The sequence below is a fragment of the Cytobacillus spartinae genome, from assembly GCF_042865285.1.
Lineage (GTDB): Bacteria > Bacillota > Bacilli > Bacillales > Cytobacillaceae > Robertmurraya_A > Robertmurraya_A spartinae.
This window is the reverse complement of sequence record NZ_JBIACK010000001.1, coordinates 1,051,750-1,070,342: the sequence shown is the minus strand read 5'-3', so window position 1 is coordinate 1,070,342 and position 18,593 is coordinate 1,051,750. Positions and strand designations below refer to the sequence as shown.

Below are 18,593 nucleotides of genomic sequence, written 5' to 3'. Positions count from 1 at the left end.
GGGAGTTCTTCTAACATTTGTACTATTTTTTGTAAAAAAGAAACCAAATCAATTGTAAATCGTATTACTAAGTAAGGTTCTTAAATAAAAGGTGGTGAAAAGGATGGGGTTCCAAGCTACTTTAATTATTATAGGCATTTACTTACTAATCTCGCTTATATTATTGCCTTTTCAATATTCATATATTAAAGAATTAAAGAGCATGCACAAGAAAAATGAAGAAAAGGGTTTAAACCAAAATGACACCTATGAAAAGATGAGCTTTGAAGAACAGCAGCTTCATCTAAACGCTCAAGGGAATTTTCTGTTTTTTGGAGCTAACTTGCTTGCTTCTATTCTTTATAAACTAAAGCAAAAAAAATAGATTAATTTTGTTTACACTGTGAAAAAGGAAAAAACTAGGGAGTGGAGAATAGTTTATAGGAGATTAAAGTTGGAGGTTCTTGTTATGGAAAAAACAATCCCGATAAAGAATCAAATGAATGGTGTGTTTGTCCATGTGTCTAATCTTAAGGCAGCAGTGGAGTGGTATTCTCATCTGTTAGGTTTAGAGATTGATATAAATCAAGTCGAGTCTCCAGTGTACAATATCCCGATTACGGGAAGCACTTCACTTACTCTAGATGACCACACATTTGACCCTAACTTCGTACATGTTTCAACTCCTAATCCTATTTTTAACTTATTCGCTCCTGATATTAACCAAGCATATGATTATATTAAATCTAAGGAGATTGAAATTGTTAGAGAAATTGAGTGGGTTGGAGAAACGGCATGGTTTAATGTAAAGGATTTAGATGGCAATGTTGTAATGATATGTAACTGTTAATAAGGATAAATTAGTAATTTTACTTAGATTAAAATTTTTCAGGGAATTTAAACACAATTTACCTCGTCAATAAACTACCTGTCAATCCGATAGGTAGTTTTATTAGTCTTCATTTGAACGTTGATAGGACTTTACGAAAGGGAATCTGAATACATTGGGATAAATAGGTAGGAGGGATTATGGAGATTTTTTTAAAAACAATTGCTTTTATAATCTTTTTAATAGGTTCATTGTATTTTTTCTTTAGTGGGACTAAAAAGCCTAAATCAAATCGAAGTCATTTCAAATTCATCTTGTTAATTAGTGTTGTGCTATTAAGTTACTATTACTGGTTCTTATACTAACGGTTATTTGGAAAGGGGCAGTCACGTGAATTTTAACATGAAGGAAGCCATTGAGATTCTAGAGCGCACTCCACTGATGCTTGAACATTTTCTTCCCGGATTATCAAACGGTTGGCTACAGTGTAATGAAGGGGAGGGAACATGGAATGCTACCGAAGTAGTTGAACATCTTATTGAAGGAGAGAAAAATAATTGGATACCAAGGCTAAAATTCATTCTTCAAGAAGGGGAGAGTAAGCCATTTCCGGCATTTGACCGCTTTTCACATCTGAACAGACAGTCAGACAGACCCATTGAGCATACGATAAAAGAGTTTAAAACAATAAGGACTGAAAATATTACAAAAATTAAACGGATTATAGAAAACGATAAACTTCTAGAATCAACAGGATTTCATCCAGCATTCGGTGTGGTCAAGGTAAGAGAATTACTATCAACTTGGGTGGTTCATGATCTTACGCATCTTGCTCAAATTGTAAGAGTAATGTCTAAAAGATATGGCAGAGATGTTGGACCTTGGGCAGAATATTTAGGAATACTGAAATAGTAGATTATTGAAAGTGCGAATTTTAGTTGTTTTAGTTTTATTCATAGTTTGCTCCTGTTTAGCGATTGCTGAAAGTGGCAGTCGTAATTTTTTTATATATGCTAAACTAAAAGTATTTGAGAGTGTAGTCTAAATTTTGCAACTTGTTTAAATGTAGTCGGAGGTAAAAAAAATGTATAAAAACATTTCAAAGCTTCAAATTTACATGTCAGCAGCACTCGCGATTATTTTATTACTTCAGGCATACAGTGCATGGGGAGAAGGACGGTCGGTGCTGACTATTTTCTATTTGTGTTTGAGCGTGATTAACTTGACCTTAATTATTTTTGTAATGATAGGCTACAAGAAAGAGAAGTCAAGACGGAAATCAACTAATTTGAAATGACGTGTTACCGGTAAATTTTCTTGTAGATGAGGGTGAAGAAACAGTGGGTTATAAAGACTTACGAATAGAGACGGAGCGATTGGTTTTACGGCCGTTTGTCAAAGAAGATTATCAGAATTGGTATAACGGGTTTAACAGTAGGTTAGCTTCTCAATACAAATATGATGATGGAAGGCCAAGCAACATGTCTGCTTCTTCGGAAGAGTGGTTTGCCAATTGGCTCAATGGGTTCGATGAAAAGGCAGAAAATGATGAGATGTATATACTCGGAGTTTTTCGGAAAGAAGATGGAGCGAATGTTGGGAAAGTTGAGTTGATCACGATCTTGAGAATGGATTATCAGTGGGCAATGATGGGCTATTCAATACATAATCAGTTTTGGAAAAAGGGGTATGGAGTGGAAAGTGTATTGGCCGCAACAAAAGTTTTTTTCAATGAGTTAGATTTTCATAGAATTGAATTACATATAAATCTTGATAATTTACCTTCTATTCGCCTAGCAGAAAATGCCGGTTTTCAACTTGAATGTAAAAGAGAGAAGTTTTCTTATGAGAATAACCGATGGACCGATTTCTTAATCTACTATAGAAATAGGGAAAGTTAATATCTTTAATTAGATAATTTTGATATGGGAGAAGATATTACATTTTTATTAATAGTCTAATTTAGGTTATGATAGGTAGGTACTTATTTTATTGGATGACAATTTAGTTTTACATAATTGTATTTTGAGGAAGAAAGGTAGAATAGCATGTCTGAAGAAAATATAACGAGAATATATCAAGATGGGAAAGAGTTTATTCTTATTGGAACTGCTCATGTCTCAAAGCAAAGTGCAGAACAAGTAAAGCAAGTCATTGAAGAGGAAAGACCGGACTCAGTTTGTGTTGAATTGGATAAACAAAGATACCAGTCAGTTACCGACAAGAATAAGTGGAAGGACATGGATATCTTTCAGGTTATTAAAGAAAATAAAGCAAGTTTGCTTCTAATGAATCTAGCCATCTCTTCTTTCCAGAATCGTATGGCAAAGCAATTTGGAATTCAAGCTGGGCAAGAAATGATTCAAGGGATTAAGTCCGCTGAGGAAGTAAATGCCAAGCTAGTTTTAGCAGATCGAGATATACAGATCACGTTCGCTCGTATTTGGGGTGGGCTTGGTCTGAAGGGCAAAACTACCCTATTAATGGGCGTGATTTCAGGGATCTTCAGTAATGATAGTATTTCTGAAGAGGAACTCGAAAAGATGAAAAATCAAGATACCATTGAATCTATTCTAAGCGAATTTACAGAAGCATTTCCACAATTGAAAAAGCCACTAATTGATGAGAGAGATCAATATTTGGCACAGAAGATAAAAGATGCACCTGGGGATAAAATAGTAGCTGTACTAGGTGCGGCACACGTACCTGGAATTAAGAAGGAGCTAGGTAAAAATCATGATTTAGCAAAACTAACGAAACGCCCCCCTAAATCAAAGGCTCCTAAAATTATCGGCTGGAGTATTCCAGTCCTTATACTTGCCATAATCGCTTATACATTTATTGCAAATCCATCGGCGGGAGTTCAACAAGCAATTAGCTGGATCCTATGGAATGGAACCTTTTCAGCCATTGGGACTGCTTTAGCTTTTGGTCATCCATTAGCTATTCTTACCGCTTTTATAGCTGCACCGATTACTTCCTTAAACCCGTTGCTTGCAGCAGGCTGGTTTGCTGGAATTGTACAAGCCTATTTTAATCGACCAAATGTCGGAGATTTTGAAACACTAACGACTGATGTCTTAAGTGTAAAAGGGTTCTGGAGAAACAAAGTATCACGTGTTTTACTAGTTGTCATCTTGGCGAACTTAGGAAGTACCCTTGGAACCTTCATTGGTGGGGCTGATGTCATACGAGTGTTTTTAGAAAACCTTTAATGGAAATAGTTCATAAAGTGAGGGATCTATGAAATGGAAATTGGAATTAGCACCTTTGTAGAAACAACACCTGACGTAAAAACTGGCGAAGTAATTAGTCATTCACAAAGAATCCGTGAAGTAGTCGAGGAAATTGTTCTTGCAGATAAAGTAGGGCTAGATGTGTTTGGTGTCGGAGAACATCACCGTGAGGATTTTGCCGCATCAGCCCCAGCAGTTATACTTGCTGCTGCTGCATCGCGTACGGATCGGATTAGGCTGACAAGTGCAGTGACCGTACTATCTTCTGCTGATCCCGTTCGAGTATTTCAAGAGTTTTCAACCCTTGATGCCATTTCAAACGGACGTGCAGAAATCATGGCAGGCCGTGGTTCCTTTATTGAATCCTTTCCACTGTTCGGATACGATCTAAAAGATTACGACGAGCTATTTGAAGAAAAGCTGGAGCTCCTACTAAAAATCCGTGAGTCTGAGAAAGTGACTTGGAAGGGCGGACATCGTCCAGCAATTAATAATCTTGGTGTATATCCTCGCCCCGTACAGGATCCTTTACCAGTTTGGATAGGGAGTGGCGGGAATTCAGAATCTGTTGCTCGAGCTGGACTTCTTGGCTTACCATTAGTTCTAGCAATAATTGGCGGAAGTCCCCGTCAGTTTGCACCACTAGTAAAACTATATAAGAAAGCATTAGAGCATGCGGGTTATGACTCTTCTAAGTTCCCAGTTGCTTCACATTCACATGGATTTATCGCGGGGGACACTGAAGAGGCAGCTGACAAGTTCTTCCCATCTACTCAGCAAGTTATGAACAAGCTTGGTAGGGAGCGTGGCTGGGCTCCATACACCCGTTCAACCTTTGACGCTGCGAGAAGCCTAGAAGGAGCTTTATATGTAGGCGATTCAAAGACGGTTGCCGAGAAAATTATCCATTTACGAAAAAATGTTGGAATCACTCGTTTTATGCTTCATGTTCCTGTTGGTTCAATGCCTCATGAAGATGTTATGAGTGCGATTGAATTGTTAGGAACAGAGGTTGCACCACTGGTTCGTAAAGAAGTAGCAAAGTGGGAAGCAGAAACCGAAGTTGACTGAAAACTATAAGGGTTGTCGAAGAAAGAGTCTTATGGGACTCTTTTTTAAATAAATTTATTTTGAATTTATATAATAGCAATGCTAAAATAATACAAAAGTGGAGATATATGAAAGGGGATATTGTTTCAAGATGTGGAAGAACCTTTAATAATTTGAAAATTAGATAGCCTTTTACCTTTCATTTTTGAGGGTTTATTTGCTATCAAAAATTATTTAAGGACTGCATCTTCGAATTCAAAAGCCCTAGAAACAATGATAGGTGCTTTTTATGCATCTATCTTTTTTGTGGGAATTTTTAATATTTCCTAGAACTTGAACGTGCGTCCTTCATTGCTGGAGGTTGAATGATGAATCAAATGAAGAATAAAATTGCCATTGTTACAGGTGTTAGTCGCTTAAAGGGTATTGGAGCAGCCATCTGCAGAGAGCTAGCTGAGTCAGGTTATCATATCTTTCTTACGTATTGGACGGATTATGACCGAACAATGCCGTGGAGTGTAGAGTCAAATGAGCCAATGGTTTTGCTGGAAGAGCTTAAACAGTTAGGTGTAAAAGTATCATCTATGGAGCTTGATTTAAGCCACCCTGATGCACCCGTTCAACTTTTAACAAAAGTTAAAGAGGATCTTGGACAACCAGAAATTTTAATTAATAATGCAACCTACTCTACCAATACTGATTGGAAGAATTTCACTTTAGAAGAACTGGATAAACATTATTTTGTTAACATTCGTGCGACATCTCTTTTAAGTATTGAATTCGCACGTAGATTTCAAAAGAAATCAGGAGGAAGAATTGTTAATCTTACTTCTGGTCAATTCCAAGGGCCGATGCCTGGTGAAATCGCATATGCCACTACGAAGGGTGCGGTGGATGCATTAACGATTACGTTATCTGCTGAATTAGCTCCTCTAGGAATTACCGTTAATGCAGTTAATCCAGGTCCAACTGATACCGGATGGATGACGGAAGAGATAAAAAGAGAGCTTGAACCAAGATTTCCGTTTGGAAGGCTTGGTCAACCAAGAGATGTAGCAAAAACAATCAAATTTCTAGTAAGTGAGGATGCTGATTGGATTACCGGTCAAATTATTCATTCTGAAGGTGGATTTATAAGATAAAGGTGAAAAAGAGGTTCTTACAGTGGAGCCTCTTTTTTATTGGAAAATTTTGTTGTATTCATAACTATGTAGTGATACGATATACAGTATATAGAAATACGATATAGAGAGGTGAAAGTATGAGTAAGACTGAATTATTAAAAGGTAGTACAAGTATGATTTTGTTATCACTTCTGTCGGATAAAGATATGTACGGATATGAGATTACTGAAAAGGTGCAGGAACTAAGTGAAGGTTACTTAAGCTACAAGGAAGGAACCTTGTACCCAGCACTAAAACGGTTGGAATTATCAGGATTGGTTGAGGGCTACTGGGAAAGCTCAAGTGATGGACCTCGTCGAAAATATTACCGAATTACAAAGACCGGTAAAGAATCTCTTAATGACCAAAGAAAAGAATGGGGTATGTTTCAAAAGGTGATGAATCGGATTGTAGGTGATGGGGTTGTCGAGACAAGAACCCATTCAACTTTTTGAAGAGTATATTCAAAAGCTTACGAATGATTTGGACCTTGATGATATTGAAATTAGTGAAATTGAGGAGGAGTGGAAGCAACATTTATATGATCATTATGAGGTTTTAATCAAACAAGGTGTAGAGAGTAGCAAGGCGGTAAGCATAGTGATTGAGCAATTTGGTGAAATTGAGATGCTTCAAAACGAAGTTAATCATACATACCCAAGCTCTGTAAGAAATCATGTGCAAAAAGAGATTTTAATTGCGATGGTTTGTTTAATAGCATGTATAACGGGACCATGGTTACTTATAGGGGCACATTTTGACATTTCATTTATTCTCGCTCCTATGCAAGCGCTAGTTATTGCCTATTTGATTTATCGATTTATTATTAAACGCCAAACCTACTGGCTATTTTCTATTGTGGGGTCCATCCTTTTATATTTGGTCTTCTTAAAATTCTTCACTAGGTTCTACGGAGAGCCTTTAACTTTTAACGTATATATTAGTCATTTATTTTCGTTAGAGTGGGATAGGTTAACAGGATCGAATGGTCTATTTGAAATCGTGACCATTCACATGATGTGGTATATCACTATTGCATCTCAAATAATGTCGAAGGATCAATTCATTCCTCTATGGCAGAGAATTAGCAATACAACATTTCATTACTGGGCAATGGTTATAATCGCGATATTCGTTGCACGATTTCAATCTAGTGCAGAATGGGCTGTATTATTTATGAATGTCTTTTTGTTGTATGTATTTCTGCAACAAACCCTTTCCAATAAAACCGTGTTGATCACAAAACAAAAATTGAGCCGCTTTACGATATAACAACCATGGAGGAGAGTATGAAAACCGTAAAGAAAAGTATCCTACCATTTCTATTAGTCTTAATAATCGTGTTTTTTATGATGGATTTTGGCAATGGAGAAGTCAAATATGAATTAGTAAGCAGTGAAGAACTTACTGAACAAGAAGCGAAAGATTTTGCAAGTATCGGACCTGGTGGAACGGGTATGTTTGAAAAGGACGGACGTACTTATCTAATGATTGTGACAGAGTCAAATGAAGACGTTGAAATTTTGTCGGTAGGTAAGGCTGACGATGGGGTAGGTAAAGAGGTAAAGTATAAAGTTGTTGAAAAAGGGGAAGAGGACCAAAGTAATGGCTTGCACTTAATCCGGCTTGAAAAAGTTGTTTCAACCCCTTTTGGATTTAATAGAATAAACTGACTTCTAATGCAGAAAAGGCTTGGGAATCCAAGCTTTTTTAGCGTTTAATGTTAGTTACGGTTTAATCTTTATAACATTGTATTTAAATAATAAGGTTGTTCCTACATTTACTAGAAAATGAACCGTAATGGGTACAGCAATGTTACTGGATTCGTAATAGATCCATCCAAATACGAGACCAGGAATCGTTATGTTTAATAGCATAATAGGTTTTTTAAAGTATTGAACATGTAACGCTACAAACAACAAGGTACTAATGATAATTGATAACCAAGCATTTTCTAAAGTAATCAATAAGAAATTTTGAACAATACCCCTAAGAAAAAGTTCTTCAAATAAAGAAACTACAAACATAAATGAAATGATTTGAATAAGATTGTAGTTTTGATATGTTTTATTTGTGTCATCAATAAATTCTGAAGGGATTAAAGCTGATAAGATGACGCCATAAATGATTAGTGCTAATAAGGAAATCGAGGTTACTAAAATAGTCTTTGATAAATCTTTGCTAGCAAAAAAATAACCAATACTAAAGATATCCGTATTAATAAGGAAAATAATTAATATAGCACAAATGGCACTGAAAGAAGAAAAAGTCATTATAGCCTGGTTAATATTAAAACTGTTTGGATGATTCTGTACTTTAACAACACGTTCCATATTTCGCTTCCATTCTAATAGGATATATTCTTGAAAAAATCAAGCAACTTGAGTTCTAAACTGAGTTTATATGGAATCTTTCTTTAGCTTTCTAATTTTAAAGGTATAAGCTAGACAAGGTAATCCTGAGAATACTAGAGCAATGAAGGATGGGATGATTAGAACAGAACTAATTTGACCCAATATCTTGGGAACCAAGGAAGGAAGACCCGATCCTTTTAAGAAAAAACAAAATAAAGTTAGTAGGAGTGCTGGGAAAGCAACCTTGGCTATCTGTCGTTGTTCTCGAGCATACTTTTCAATCTTTGTTGACTGGTCGGAATAAATGGGTTTGGTACCAGAAGGAGCTTGAAAAATATGAATTTCCTCGCCGATCGAACATACATGAAACCATCCAGTTTCTTTAAAAAATAAGAAATACTCTTGGTCAGGATTGTTTTGATAATCAAGCGAGTATTCTATCTGTTGAGGTTTGCCTCTTTTTAGTCTATATCCAAAAGGAGTAAGTTTTTCTAAAAACCACCCGTCTTTGGCATAGTTACCTAGACGCTTCATATCCCTCTCTTCAGAAAATGCCAAGCCCCAGCATAGAATGTACTTGGTCTTCTTCATTCCATAATTTCCCCCATTTCATTGAAGATCTTTTCGGCATGCTTCACCATTTCTTTTCTTCGCTCTACATCCTTTTTTAACAACAGCATTCCTTTATCGGTAGTCATATACGTTTTTCTATTTTCTTCTTCTGAATCAAGTTGTTCAATTAAGCCAGCTGAAACAAGCTTTTTAATGGTGGTATAGAGTGATGCAGGTCCAACAGAAAAACGGTTATTTGTCATTTCCTCAATACTTTTCATGATTAAATATCCATGTTGTGCTTTTATGAGTGTCAATAGGATGTAGTAAGACGTATCCGTTAATTCTCCGGATTCAAGAGAATCATTTCTAGGCATGTTCATCATCCTCAACTGTATCATTTAATGATATATCGTTAGGTGAAATATATCGTATTATGATATATTTGTCAATAGTTGTAAATTCTTAAAAGCTTGAGCAGTAATTTTTCCTTAATTTCCAAATTTTATAAAAATTTGAAACCATTAATCTCATTTTTCGTATAAAATGAAATAGGAAATTATGACAATGTTAATATGTAAAGTATTGGAGGGGGGATAGGATGAGTAAGAAATATACAGGTGCCATTACTGGAATCATTATTTTTTCAGTAGTTGTGCTATTCCTATACTTCAACCAATTCCGTCATGTTGAAGAAGAGATTACTGAGGAGCAAGTGATAAAGAATGTATCAACGTTTACGAAACTATTTGGGTATATAAGGTACTTTCATCCAAGTGATGAGAGTGAAAAGTTAAATTGGAATCACTTTGCTATTTATGGGGTTGATCTTGTAAAAGATTCAAGGAATGATAAAGAACTAAAGGATAACCTTACAAAATTATTTACCCCCATTGCTCCAACTCTTCAACTATATGAAAAACATAAGAAACCGTTAGATCCTTTTAAGACTATAGATGTAACGGATTCATCGATACAAAGCATTGCCTGGCAGCATTTAGGGTTAGGAACGGATTTTTCAAGACAAAATAGTACTTATGATAGTAAAAGAGTGATTTATAATAGGGATTCAAGGAAGACAGAAAAAGAATTATTTGAAAACGTTCCCAATCCAGGTGAAGTGATACACGTGGAAATTAGCGAACAGTTAAGTGCAACTATCCCTCTTTCTCTCTTTATTAAAGAACAAGTTACGCTTGGTTCGACGGACATAACCATGGCTAATTACGAAAAACTGACAGAAGAATTGAAGCATTTTGACATAAACTCTTACTCTAGTGAACATGTTCGTATGGCTGCTGTCTCAGTACTCTGGAACACAATTCAACACTTTTACCCATATCATGAGGAAGTAAACTTAGTTTGGAACAAGAAACTATCACATTATTTAAAAGATGCAAGAAATGCGAAGGGTGCCTCTGATTTTACAAATATACTTAAAAGAATGTTAGTAGAACTAAAAGATGGCCATGCGAGTATTAACATAGAAAATAGAGAACATAATATCTTAGCTAAACTTCCTTACAGTCTAGAATTCATTGATGAAAAATTTGTCATTAGTGAAACCTTTAATAAGGAGCTCTTCAAGTTAGGGGATGAGGTTCTTTCAATTAATAATGAAGAGATTGAGACTATTTTTAATGAAGAGAGAAGTCATGTTTCGGGGTCAGAACAGTATAGAGATTATTTGACGCTCGCTTCCTTACGAATGCTAGATTCTCAAGAACCCATTAAAGTTTCTGTGCTAAGGAATGGGCAGGAAGTGACGCACACTCTATATGATCACGACTTAAATGGCTTGCTTAGCCCTACCGAAGTATTTCGTGAAATAGAAGATGGTATCTTTTATATAGATATGACGAAAGCATCAGGAGGTCTGGTAGAAGAAAATATACAAGAGCTAGCAAGTGCAAAAGGAATCATCTTTGATTTTAGAGGGTATGTAGCAGAATACGATCTAGACACTACTTTATTTCCACACTTAACGAATAAAAAAATTACTGGCCCAATTCTAAAAGTTCCACAGATCATCTACCCTGACCAACAAAAATGGAGTTATTTTGAGATGGGGATGGATGTATTGCCGCAGGAACCATATTTGGAAGCTAAAAAAGTCTTTTTGATTGACGAATCTGCTTTTAGTGCTACAGAAACATTCCTTGCGTTCGTAGAGACTCATCAACTAGGTGAGTTGGTTGGAAGTCCAACAGCAGGTGCTAACGGAGATATCAATATCATCGACCTTCCAGGGGGGGCCTCATTTCAGTTTACTGGGTTAAAGGTTGTTAAAGGAAACGGATCTCAACATCATTTAGTTGGAATTATCCCGACTGTACCTGTAGAAAGAACGATAGATGGGATTAAGAATGGGGAAGATGAATGTTTAAATCGAGCTATAGAATTAATTAGGGGTAGGGGGAGCGAATAGGTGAGAATTAAGAAATTCTTGAAGGTGGTAATAGCTTCCGTATTGATACAATTTATGATCCTAATCGCACTTTGGTATTTTGTATTTAACGGTGTTGCCTTCTCCGACTTTACAGTGTATTTCTCAGGAATTGTTCTAGCAATCGTCCTGTTCTTTTCAAGTAGTGGAGATGCTTGGACAAATAGTGTGATTGCAAGTAATTTTATCATCCATGGTGATTCTGGACACCGAGAACAAAGAGAGTTCTTTCATGTCCGGCTGAATCCAATTCTCACATCTTCATTCTTTATGCTAGTAATATCCGTTGGATATGCAACCTTGGTTTACTACATGTAACAATTAGGGACAATTGTAATAAGGAAATATCATGGACTTTACTTTATTTGGAGTAGAGTCTTTTTGTTATGCTCAGGAAAATTGTCCAGATTTTAGGTGTAATGCAGATTATTTGTTGGTTACATAACTATAATATATAATAGGATTATGTAACATATAATAAGATTAAGGAAGATGTGAAATGGAATATGTTGATGCAATTCGGGACATCGGAAAAATAAACTCTATAAAAAAATTGTTAAAAGAACAATCTATAAGAGATTATTTACTGTTTGTAATGGGGATTAATTCTGGCCTAAAAATAAGTGAAATCTTGAACTTGAAAATAAACGACATGATGGATGACCATGGAAAAGTAAAAAAGTTCTTAGAGTTGGACACTAAAGTTGAAATACCTATCTATATAAATCCAAAAGTAAAGCAGGCACTGTCTCTTTATGTTTCCTCTGTTTCCCCAGAACAAGATGATTTTTTATTTAAATCTTCAAAAACGAATCAACCAATCACTAGACAACAAGCATATCGAATTATCAATAAAGCTGCTAAATCAGTTGGTTTAGATGGAAAGATTGGAACGCATTCAATGCGTAAAACCTTTGGCTACCACGCTTATAAAAAAGGAGTAGCTATTTCATTGCTTCAAAAATTATTTCATCATACTACTCCAGGGGAAACTTTAAAATACTTAGGGATCAAAGACGAAAAAATCCTAACGGAAATTGATGTAAACCTATAATTAAAGGAGGGGAGTAAAAATTGTTCAATATTGATTACTTTATCTTATTGGGTTCCTTATTACTTATAATTGGAGTCATGACAACGAAATTTTCAACTCGTATTGGTGTACCCGCCCTTGTTCTCTTCTTAGTTGTAGGGATGGTCGTCGGGAGTGATGGTCTTGGTATTATCTATTTTGACAATGCAAGGTATGCGCAGTTAATTGGTGTTTTAGCACTCATTATTATTCTTTTTGAAGGTGGTTTACAAACAAAATGGAAGACGGTTAAACCCGTCTTAAAACCATCACTCTCCTTGGCAACTACTGGTGTTCTAATTACAACGTCAATTGTTGCAGTGGCTGCGAAGCTTATTTTTGATATCTCATGGTTTGAAGCATTTTTATTTGGTGCAATCGTAGGATCTACGGATGCAGCAGCCGTTTTTGCTGTTTTAAAAGGTCAAAATATTAAAGCGAGATTGGGAGCGACGCTTGAGGCGGAATCCGGTACAAATGATCCAATGGCTGTGTTCTTAACCATTTCCTTTATCCAGCTTCTAACTAGCGGTGAAGGAAATGTTCTGATGTTCATCTTGTCATTTTTCTGGCAAATGGGAATGGGGATCGTATTGGGCCTAGCGTTTGGTAAACTTGCTACGTTTGCCATCAATAAAATTAACTTAGACTCCAGTGGACTTTATCCCATTTTTGCGCTGGCATTTGCATTGTTGACCTATAGCTCTGCAGCATTATTAAAATCAAGTGGTCTGTTAGCCGTATACGTAGCCGCACTTATTATCGGAAACTCAGATCTCACTTATCGAACTTCTATTTTTAGATTTAACGAAGGATTTGCTTGGATGATGCAAATTCTAATGTTTATTATCTTGGGATTACTCGTATTCCCTTCACAATTGTTCACTTTCGATGTAATGGTAAAAGGCGTATTAATTGCCATTGTATTAATTATCATTGCTCGTCCAATAGCGGTGTATCTATCTACAATAAAAATGGGATTTACCAATAAGGAGAAGATTTTTCTTTCATGGGCAGGGTTACGGGGTGCGGTGCCAATTGTTCTTGCTACCTTCCCTATGATAGCAGGTATTAAGGATAGTCAAATGATCTTCAATGTTGTGTTCTTCGTCGTCCTAACATCTGCATTATTACAGGGATCAACCATTTCAATATTAGCTGAAAAATTAGGGCTAACCGGTCCTAAAAAAGTTGCCTCAACACACACTCTCGAATTAGTGTCTATTGGGAAGGCGAATGCAGAAATTATAGAGTACCAAGTTAGCAAAGAAGACAAAATCAATGATAAAAGAATTGTTGACATTCGATTCCCGAACAGTGTACTGATTAACGCCATTATTAGATCAGACGAGTTGGTTACACCAAAGGGCAATACGAGACTGTTGGAAGGCGATATCCTTTACATTCTTACATCAAGAACAAGTAAGAAGAAATTAAAGGAGTTAATAGGGGAGCCATATGAGGAGTCTTAGTAGGACTACTATCATTATGCAAGAGGTGCTTAGGCATCTCTTTTTTGTTTTGAAAATTATACATACAGCCAATAGGAATTCTGTCAAGAATAATAGAATTAAATAATATGATAAATCGTAGTGACTAAATTATCGGGAGTTTCCCTAGGAGGAAAAGAGAATGTCTAATACGGCATTGCTTGTTATTGATGCACAAGTAGGAATTATAGATGGGCCATCTATTGGGCCTGTTTATAAGAAAGAACAGGTTCTAGGTGTCATGAAAAGTGTAATTGAAAAGGCTAGAGAATTAAAGGTGCCAGTCATTTATATTCAAGATTTAGATGTTGGTAGTGAAAATCTAGAAGACCATCACATTCATCCTGATATTTTTCCTCTACCCGATGACTTAATCGTGAAAAAAACCGCGACAAACGCATTTTATCAAACAGAGCTACAAGATCGATTACAAGTATTAGAAGTAGAACATCTAGTTGTTATTGGTGTTAAAACAGAGTATTGTGTGGACACGACTTCTAGAGGAGCAACGGTATTAGGATACGATGTTACATTGATTGCAGACGGACATTCTACTACAGACAATAAGGTCCTAACAGCAGAACAAATCATTGCTCATCATAATCGCAACTTACATGGTCTTGATAACGTTAGCCATTTTATTTTGGTTAGAGAATCGAGTGAAAATATCTTTGAACATAAACATTTAGAGTATAAGTAATATTGAAGAGCCGTTGCATAGTACGCAACAGCTCTTTTTCATTGGTTTTTATGTATATTTTTACAGATTTTGGGCATGAATCGATGTAGGTTGATTTTGATGTAGAGGGTGTTGGCATGTCTAAAAAAGATAAAAATTTATTTATCGCTTCTTTCATACTTGGTTTAGGGTTATTAGGTGCGATTGACGGAATTGTGTTTCATCAGTTGCTGCAGTGGCATCATATGATTCTTAGTCCAAATATAAAATTGGAGATTATCACAGATGGATTATTTACTGCAGCCTTTACAGCGTTGCTTATTTGGGGTGGTGTAAAAATCTTTCAGGATGCTCGTAATCAAGAACTCGGGTATAGCTGGAGACTCTTCTTTAGTGGTATTTTCATAGGTGGTGGTGTGTTTAACTTAGTGGAAGGAATCATTGATCATCACATCCTACAAGTACATCGCGTAAGACCCACAGCCGATAATCCATTGCTGTATGATTTAGCTTTTTTAGCTTCTGGAGTTTTACTTGTTTTAATCGGATTGTTAATAAAGCGGAAATATAGAGGTGCGTGATGGCGAGAGGTGAAAACTTGAAAAAAACCAGGAGTATTCTTAGTTTTCTAGTCTTATTCTTTGGACTATTTTATTATTTTGTTCAAAATCATCCTCACTATCATTCAACTATGACCGATAGCAATCATTTAAATCATGGCTTTGTTGAAATTCCGGAAGGGACAACTAGTCCAAAAGTGGATGTTAGGGTTTCTCAAGACCTATCTGGAACCTATTATTTGAAAGTAACAACTTATGATTTTACATTTGCACCAGAAAAAGTAGGAAGTATGACTCCAAGCTTCCAAGAAGGACACGCTCACCTATATATTAATGGAGAAAAAGTGAACAGATTATATGGAGAATACTATAATATAGGTTCTCTAAAACCGGGTAGAAATGTAGTAAAAGTTTCACTCCATTCAAACAATCACGGAGCCCTCTTCTTTAAAGGGAAGCCGATAGAGAAAAGCATCGTTGTTGAAGTCCAATCTTAAATATTTGATACACATCCTCTTGCTAATGTATTCTTTATCTAAGACTAAGGCTATTTTCGTAAACTTCGTTGCTATTTAAGTAATTTAAACTGCTCTTTAACGGAGTATGGTGCTGCTTTCTTTATTTTGGGAAGAAAAGATGCCACGAAGCAGCATGAATCCGTGTTGAAGACCATATACGAATAGAAACAATCTATGCGAAAACAGCCAAGACTAATTTAGAAGAGGGATTATGATGGAGAAAGTAAATATTAGTGAAAAGTTTTCTTTGTTTAATGAATATTGGAGCCCGAAAATAGTAGGGGAAGTTAATGACACACACGTTAAACTGGCTAAATTAAAAGGTGAATTCGACTGGCATCATCATGAGCATGAAGATGAAATGTTTCTAGTCATAAAAGGGAAACTGTTATTAAAACTAAGAGATCAAGATATTTGGCTAGAAGAAGGGGAGTTTTTTATCGTTCCGAAAGGGGTAGAACATTTGCCTGTTGCGGAGAAGGAAGTTCATGTACTATTTATTGAGCCGAAAACTACTCTAAATACGGGAAATCAGATTACTGAAAGAACAGTACAGAATTTACCGACAATCTAATGGAGGAAAACATGACTAAGAAATACAAGTTTTTAACTATTTCATTTGGTCTTTTTCTTTTGAGCTTTTTAAGTTGGCAAGTTTTTGGTGTATTTGGAGAAAGCACGAAGGAAATGGATTCTGTTACTTCTTATGCAATTATAAGTTTTCTAGGTACCACCTTTTTCTTTTTAACCACTCTTATTCTTTTAATTGCAGCTATTTTCTCTAGAATAAGAGCAACAAATCAATAGTTGGTTGATTATGAAACTCAGTTGACGTTCCTTTTATAGGAGCGTTTTTTTCTGTGAAAAAATAAGTTTTTTCTAAATAAAATTTTAATGGCAGATAACTCGTTATAATAGATGAAACACAGAAAGTGAATCATGCGCATGTTCGTTAGAGCTAGGAGGTCCTTATGGAAGAAGAGCTGCATTGGATCCAACAAGTCGGCATATAGAGCCTTTTTTCTTTTTTGTTGCTAATTGAATAATTTTTCCTACGTAGTTCGTCTAATCAATGTGCTTACACTAGAATGAGGGGGCAGAAATTTGAAGAAGGCAATTATTATAATCTCTTCACTTTTACTATTGAGTAGCTGCAGCAAAGAGATAACTAGTAAGGAAGAGAACCGTCCAGTAAAGGAAATGGAGAAGGTTGAGGAGCAAAGCTCCACACCTTTGTATCAAGAAATCGTTGATGAGGAGGTAGTTTTTAAAACATCTACTCCAGTTCCAATGGACCCGACTCTTCCACTAGAGTCATTAAATGGGTTCACTCCTAAACCAAGAGAAAATGAAAATAAAGCCTCTTATCATATGAAATTAACGATGGATGAAAGTAAAACTTTCTTTGTAGATGCAAATATAGTAGTAGAAAACTTGTCAAAGGATTCATGGAAGGATCTTATCTTCCACTTTATGCCTAATGCCTTTACAGAGAAGAATAATCTTAAGTTTATGGAGTCTTTCGCCTATGTGAAAATGGGAGAGGTAACAGTCAATAAAGAGAAGGTCGAATACAAAGTTCAACAAGATAACTTACAACTGTTATTGAACGAGCCTTTGGAAAATAACCAGAAAGTGGATGTGTCCATTGAGTATAGTTTTACATTACCAAAGATGGGCTATAGATTTTCGGAAGTTGAGGATCATGCTTTTCTAGCGCAATGGTATCCGATGTTAGCAACCTATCATTCAGGATGGGGAAAGGCAGACTTTAGTTTAGGAGGGGAGTCTTACCACACAGATTTTAGTGATTTTAGAGTGGAGTACAGTCTTCCCAATCATTACATGATTGCTAGTTCCTCAGACAATGATCCTAACGAACCCTCTAATAAAGGGGTATTGGACGCAACGAATGTCAAGGAAATGCATATGGCTATTTTGAAAGATATGCCAATGACAACAAAAGAGATTAATGGGACGGAAATAAGAATTTTTAGTAACGTTGAAGACAAAGACTATCAACAGGAGTATCTTGATGTAGCCGTAAATACCTTACAATTCTATAACGATTACTTTGGCCCGTACCCTCATAAGCAACTGGATATTATTATGGACGAGAGTGGGATGGAATACCCGGGAATCGTTACCGTTGCTAGGGGGAATCGAAATAAGCATACACTCGTTCATGAGATTGCTCACCAGTGGTTTTATGGAATGGTTAGTAATCATCCTTATCACACCCCTTGGATTGATGAGGGATTGACGAACTTTGCTACTTACTTATACTTTGTTGAGGGAGAAAATCTGTATCCAAATGTAGTTTTTGAAAAGGCGCAAAAAGATCTTGAGAGATCATTAGAACATGGACCAATAAAGCCTATAAATTTACCGATTAATGGATATTTTGACCAAAGCATGTCCTATCATGGATCCGTTTATCAATACTCCTCTCTAAAGCTATGGGAGCTATCCGAAAAGAATGCAGAACGCGGATTAGAATATCTTTCGACTTATTTTAATTTATACAAATACAAGGAAGTAGATGCGAACGAGTGGCTCCGATACACTCGAGCATTCTTCCAAATTGAAGATGTAAACGAACTAAGTGATTGGATTTCATTTGAGTAATTAGAAAAGAGCGTGGGTAATTCATAGATTAAAGAAA

General features: G+C 36.0%; 23 protein-coding genes. 20 read left to right on the top strand and 3 right to left on the bottom strand.

Translation table 11 applies throughout. The features are described 5' to 3' along the window. Window positions 1–103: 103 nt before the first annotated feature. From ACFYKX_RS05510 to ACFYKX_RS05465, 10 genes are all read left to right on the top strand, one after another. Complete coding sequence (locus ACFYKX_RS05510) at window positions 104–364, top strand: DUF3949 domain-containing protein (RefSeq protein ID WP_389358830.1); 261 nt, start codon at window positions 104–106, stop codon at window positions 362–364. 84 nt (window positions 365–448) lie between these two features. Continuing rightward, the gene (locus tag ACFYKX_RS05505; protein WP_389358828.1) at window positions 449–829 is read left to right on the top strand and encodes a VOC family protein; all 381 of its coding nucleotides are present in this window, start codon (window positions 449–451) and stop codon (window positions 827–829) included. 369 nt (window positions 830–1,198) lie between these two features. Then, the gene (locus ACFYKX_RS05500) at window positions 1,199–1,720 is read left to right on the top strand and encodes a DinB family protein (protein ID WP_389358826.1); all 522 of its coding nucleotides are present in this window, start codon (window positions 1,199–1,201) and stop codon (window positions 1,718–1,720) included. A 428-nt stretch (window positions 1,721–2,148) separates the two neighbouring features. Then, entirely contained in the window at window positions 2,149–2,709 is a 561-nt protein-coding gene (locus ACFYKX_RS05495; protein WP_389358824.1) for a GNAT family N-acetyltransferase, read from the top strand. A gap of 147 nt (window positions 2,710–2,856) precedes the next feature. After that, a complete protein-coding gene (locus ACFYKX_RS05490; RefSeq protein WP_389358822.1) occupies window positions 2,857–4,023 on the top strand; it encodes a TraB/GumN family protein in 1,167 nt (388 codons plus the stop codon). A gap of 33 nt (window positions 4,024–4,056) precedes the next feature. After that, window positions 4,057–5,115 (top strand): LLM class flavin-dependent oxidoreductase, encoded by a 1,059-nt coding sequence (locus ACFYKX_RS05485; protein ID WP_389358820.1) that lies wholly within the window; start codon window positions 4,057–4,059, stop codon window positions 5,113–5,115. Window positions 5,116–5,459: 344 nt separating this feature from the next. Then, on the top strand, window positions 5,460–6,236 hold the full coding sequence (locus tag ACFYKX_RS05480) for an SDR family oxidoreductase (protein WP_389358818.1): 777 nt from the start codon (window positions 5,460–5,462) through the stop codon (window positions 6,234–6,236). A gap of 119 nt (window positions 6,237–6,355) precedes the next feature. Next, window positions 6,356–6,712, top strand: coding sequence for a PadR family transcriptional regulator (locus ACFYKX_RS05475; RefSeq protein WP_389358816.1), 357 nt, complete (start codon window positions 6,356–6,358; stop codon window positions 6,710–6,712). Further along, window positions 6,681–7,529, top strand: a complete 849-nt coding sequence (locus ACFYKX_RS05470) for a hypothetical protein (RefSeq protein ID WP_389358814.1) — start codon at window positions 6,681–6,683, stop codon at window positions 7,527–7,529. Before ACFYKX_RS05475 ends, ACFYKX_RS05470 begins: the two co-directional genes overlap by 32 nt. 17 nt (window positions 7,530–7,546) lie before the next feature. Continuing rightward, window positions 7,547–7,930, top strand: a complete 384-nt coding sequence (locus tag ACFYKX_RS05465) for a hypothetical protein (protein ID WP_389358812.1) — start codon at window positions 7,547–7,549, stop codon at window positions 7,928–7,930. A 54-nt stretch (window positions 7,931–7,984) separates the two neighbouring features. Here the strand turns inward: ACFYKX_RS05465 and ACFYKX_RS05460 are convergent, their stop codons facing one another. The 3 genes from ACFYKX_RS05460 to ACFYKX_RS05450 form a co-directional block, all read right to left on the bottom strand. Next, window positions 7,985–8,590 (bottom strand): CPBP family intramembrane glutamic endopeptidase, encoded by a 606-nt coding sequence (locus ACFYKX_RS05460; RefSeq protein ID WP_389358810.1) that lies wholly within the window; start codon window positions 8,588–8,590, stop codon window positions 7,985–7,987. A gap of 66 nt (window positions 8,591–8,656) precedes the next feature. Next, window positions 8,657–9,202, bottom strand: a complete 546-nt coding sequence (locus tag ACFYKX_RS05455) for a DUF2812 domain-containing protein (protein ID WP_389358808.1) — start codon at window positions 9,200–9,202, stop codon at window positions 8,657–8,659. Then, entirely contained in the window at window positions 9,199–9,540 is a 342-nt protein-coding gene (locus ACFYKX_RS05450; RefSeq protein ID WP_389358806.1) for a PadR family transcriptional regulator, read from the bottom strand. The genes ACFYKX_RS05455 and ACFYKX_RS05450 overlap by 4 nt, the downstream gene beginning before the upstream one ends. A 224-nt stretch (window positions 9,541–9,764) precedes the next feature. On the opposite strand from ACFYKX_RS05450, the gene ACFYKX_RS05445 reads away from it, so the two are divergent. From ACFYKX_RS05445 to ACFYKX_RS05400, 10 genes are all read left to right on the top strand, one after another. Then, window positions 9,765–11,591: a S41 family peptidase gene (locus ACFYKX_RS05445; protein WP_389358804.1), complete on the top strand. Its 1,827-nt coding sequence runs from the start codon at window positions 9,765–9,767 to the stop codon at window positions 11,589–11,591. Further along, window positions 11,592–11,927 (top strand): hypothetical protein, encoded by a 336-nt coding sequence (locus ACFYKX_RS05440; protein WP_389358802.1) that lies wholly within the window; start codon window positions 11,592–11,594, stop codon window positions 11,925–11,927. Window positions 11,928–12,108: 181 nt separating this feature from the next. Next, on the top strand, window positions 12,109–12,663 hold the full coding sequence (locus ACFYKX_RS05435) for a tyrosine-type recombinase/integrase (protein ID WP_389358800.1): 555 nt from the start codon (window positions 12,109–12,111) through the stop codon (window positions 12,661–12,663). A gap of 20 nt (window positions 12,664–12,683) precedes the next feature. After that, window positions 12,684–14,153, top strand: a complete 1,470-nt coding sequence (locus tag ACFYKX_RS05430) for a potassium/proton antiporter (RefSeq protein ID WP_389358798.1) — start codon at window positions 12,684–12,686, stop codon at window positions 14,151–14,153. 160 nt (window positions 14,154–14,313) lie between these two features. Beyond that, window positions 14,314–14,871: a cysteine hydrolase family protein gene (locus ACFYKX_RS05425; protein ID WP_389358796.1), complete on the top strand. Its 558-nt coding sequence runs from the start codon at window positions 14,314–14,316 to the stop codon at window positions 14,869–14,871. 116 nt (window positions 14,872–14,987) lie between these two features. Continuing rightward, window positions 14,988–15,431, top strand: a complete 444-nt coding sequence (locus ACFYKX_RS05420) for a DUF2243 domain-containing protein (RefSeq protein WP_389358794.1) — start codon at window positions 14,988–14,990, stop codon at window positions 15,429–15,431. A gap of 17 nt (window positions 15,432–15,448) precedes the next feature. After that, on the top strand, window positions 15,449–15,907 hold the full coding sequence (locus ACFYKX_RS05415) for a hypothetical protein (RefSeq protein ID WP_389358792.1): 459 nt from the start codon (window positions 15,449–15,451) through the stop codon (window positions 15,905–15,907). 232 nt (window positions 15,908–16,139) lie between these two features. Beyond that, window positions 16,140–16,502, top strand: a complete 363-nt coding sequence (locus ACFYKX_RS05410; protein WP_389358790.1) for a cupin domain-containing protein — start codon at window positions 16,140–16,142, stop codon at window positions 16,500–16,502. Between the two features lie 11 nt (window positions 16,503–16,513). Next, window positions 16,514–16,735: a hypothetical protein gene (locus tag ACFYKX_RS05405; RefSeq protein ID WP_389358788.1), complete on the top strand. Its 222-nt coding sequence runs from the start codon at window positions 16,514–16,516 to the stop codon at window positions 16,733–16,735. A 297-nt stretch (window positions 16,736–17,032) separates the two neighbouring features. Then, complete coding sequence (locus ACFYKX_RS05400; protein WP_389358786.1) at window positions 17,033–18,556, top strand: M1 family metallopeptidase; 1,524 nt, start codon at window positions 17,033–17,035, stop codon at window positions 18,554–18,556. Window positions 18,557–18,593: the final 37 nt, after the last annotated feature.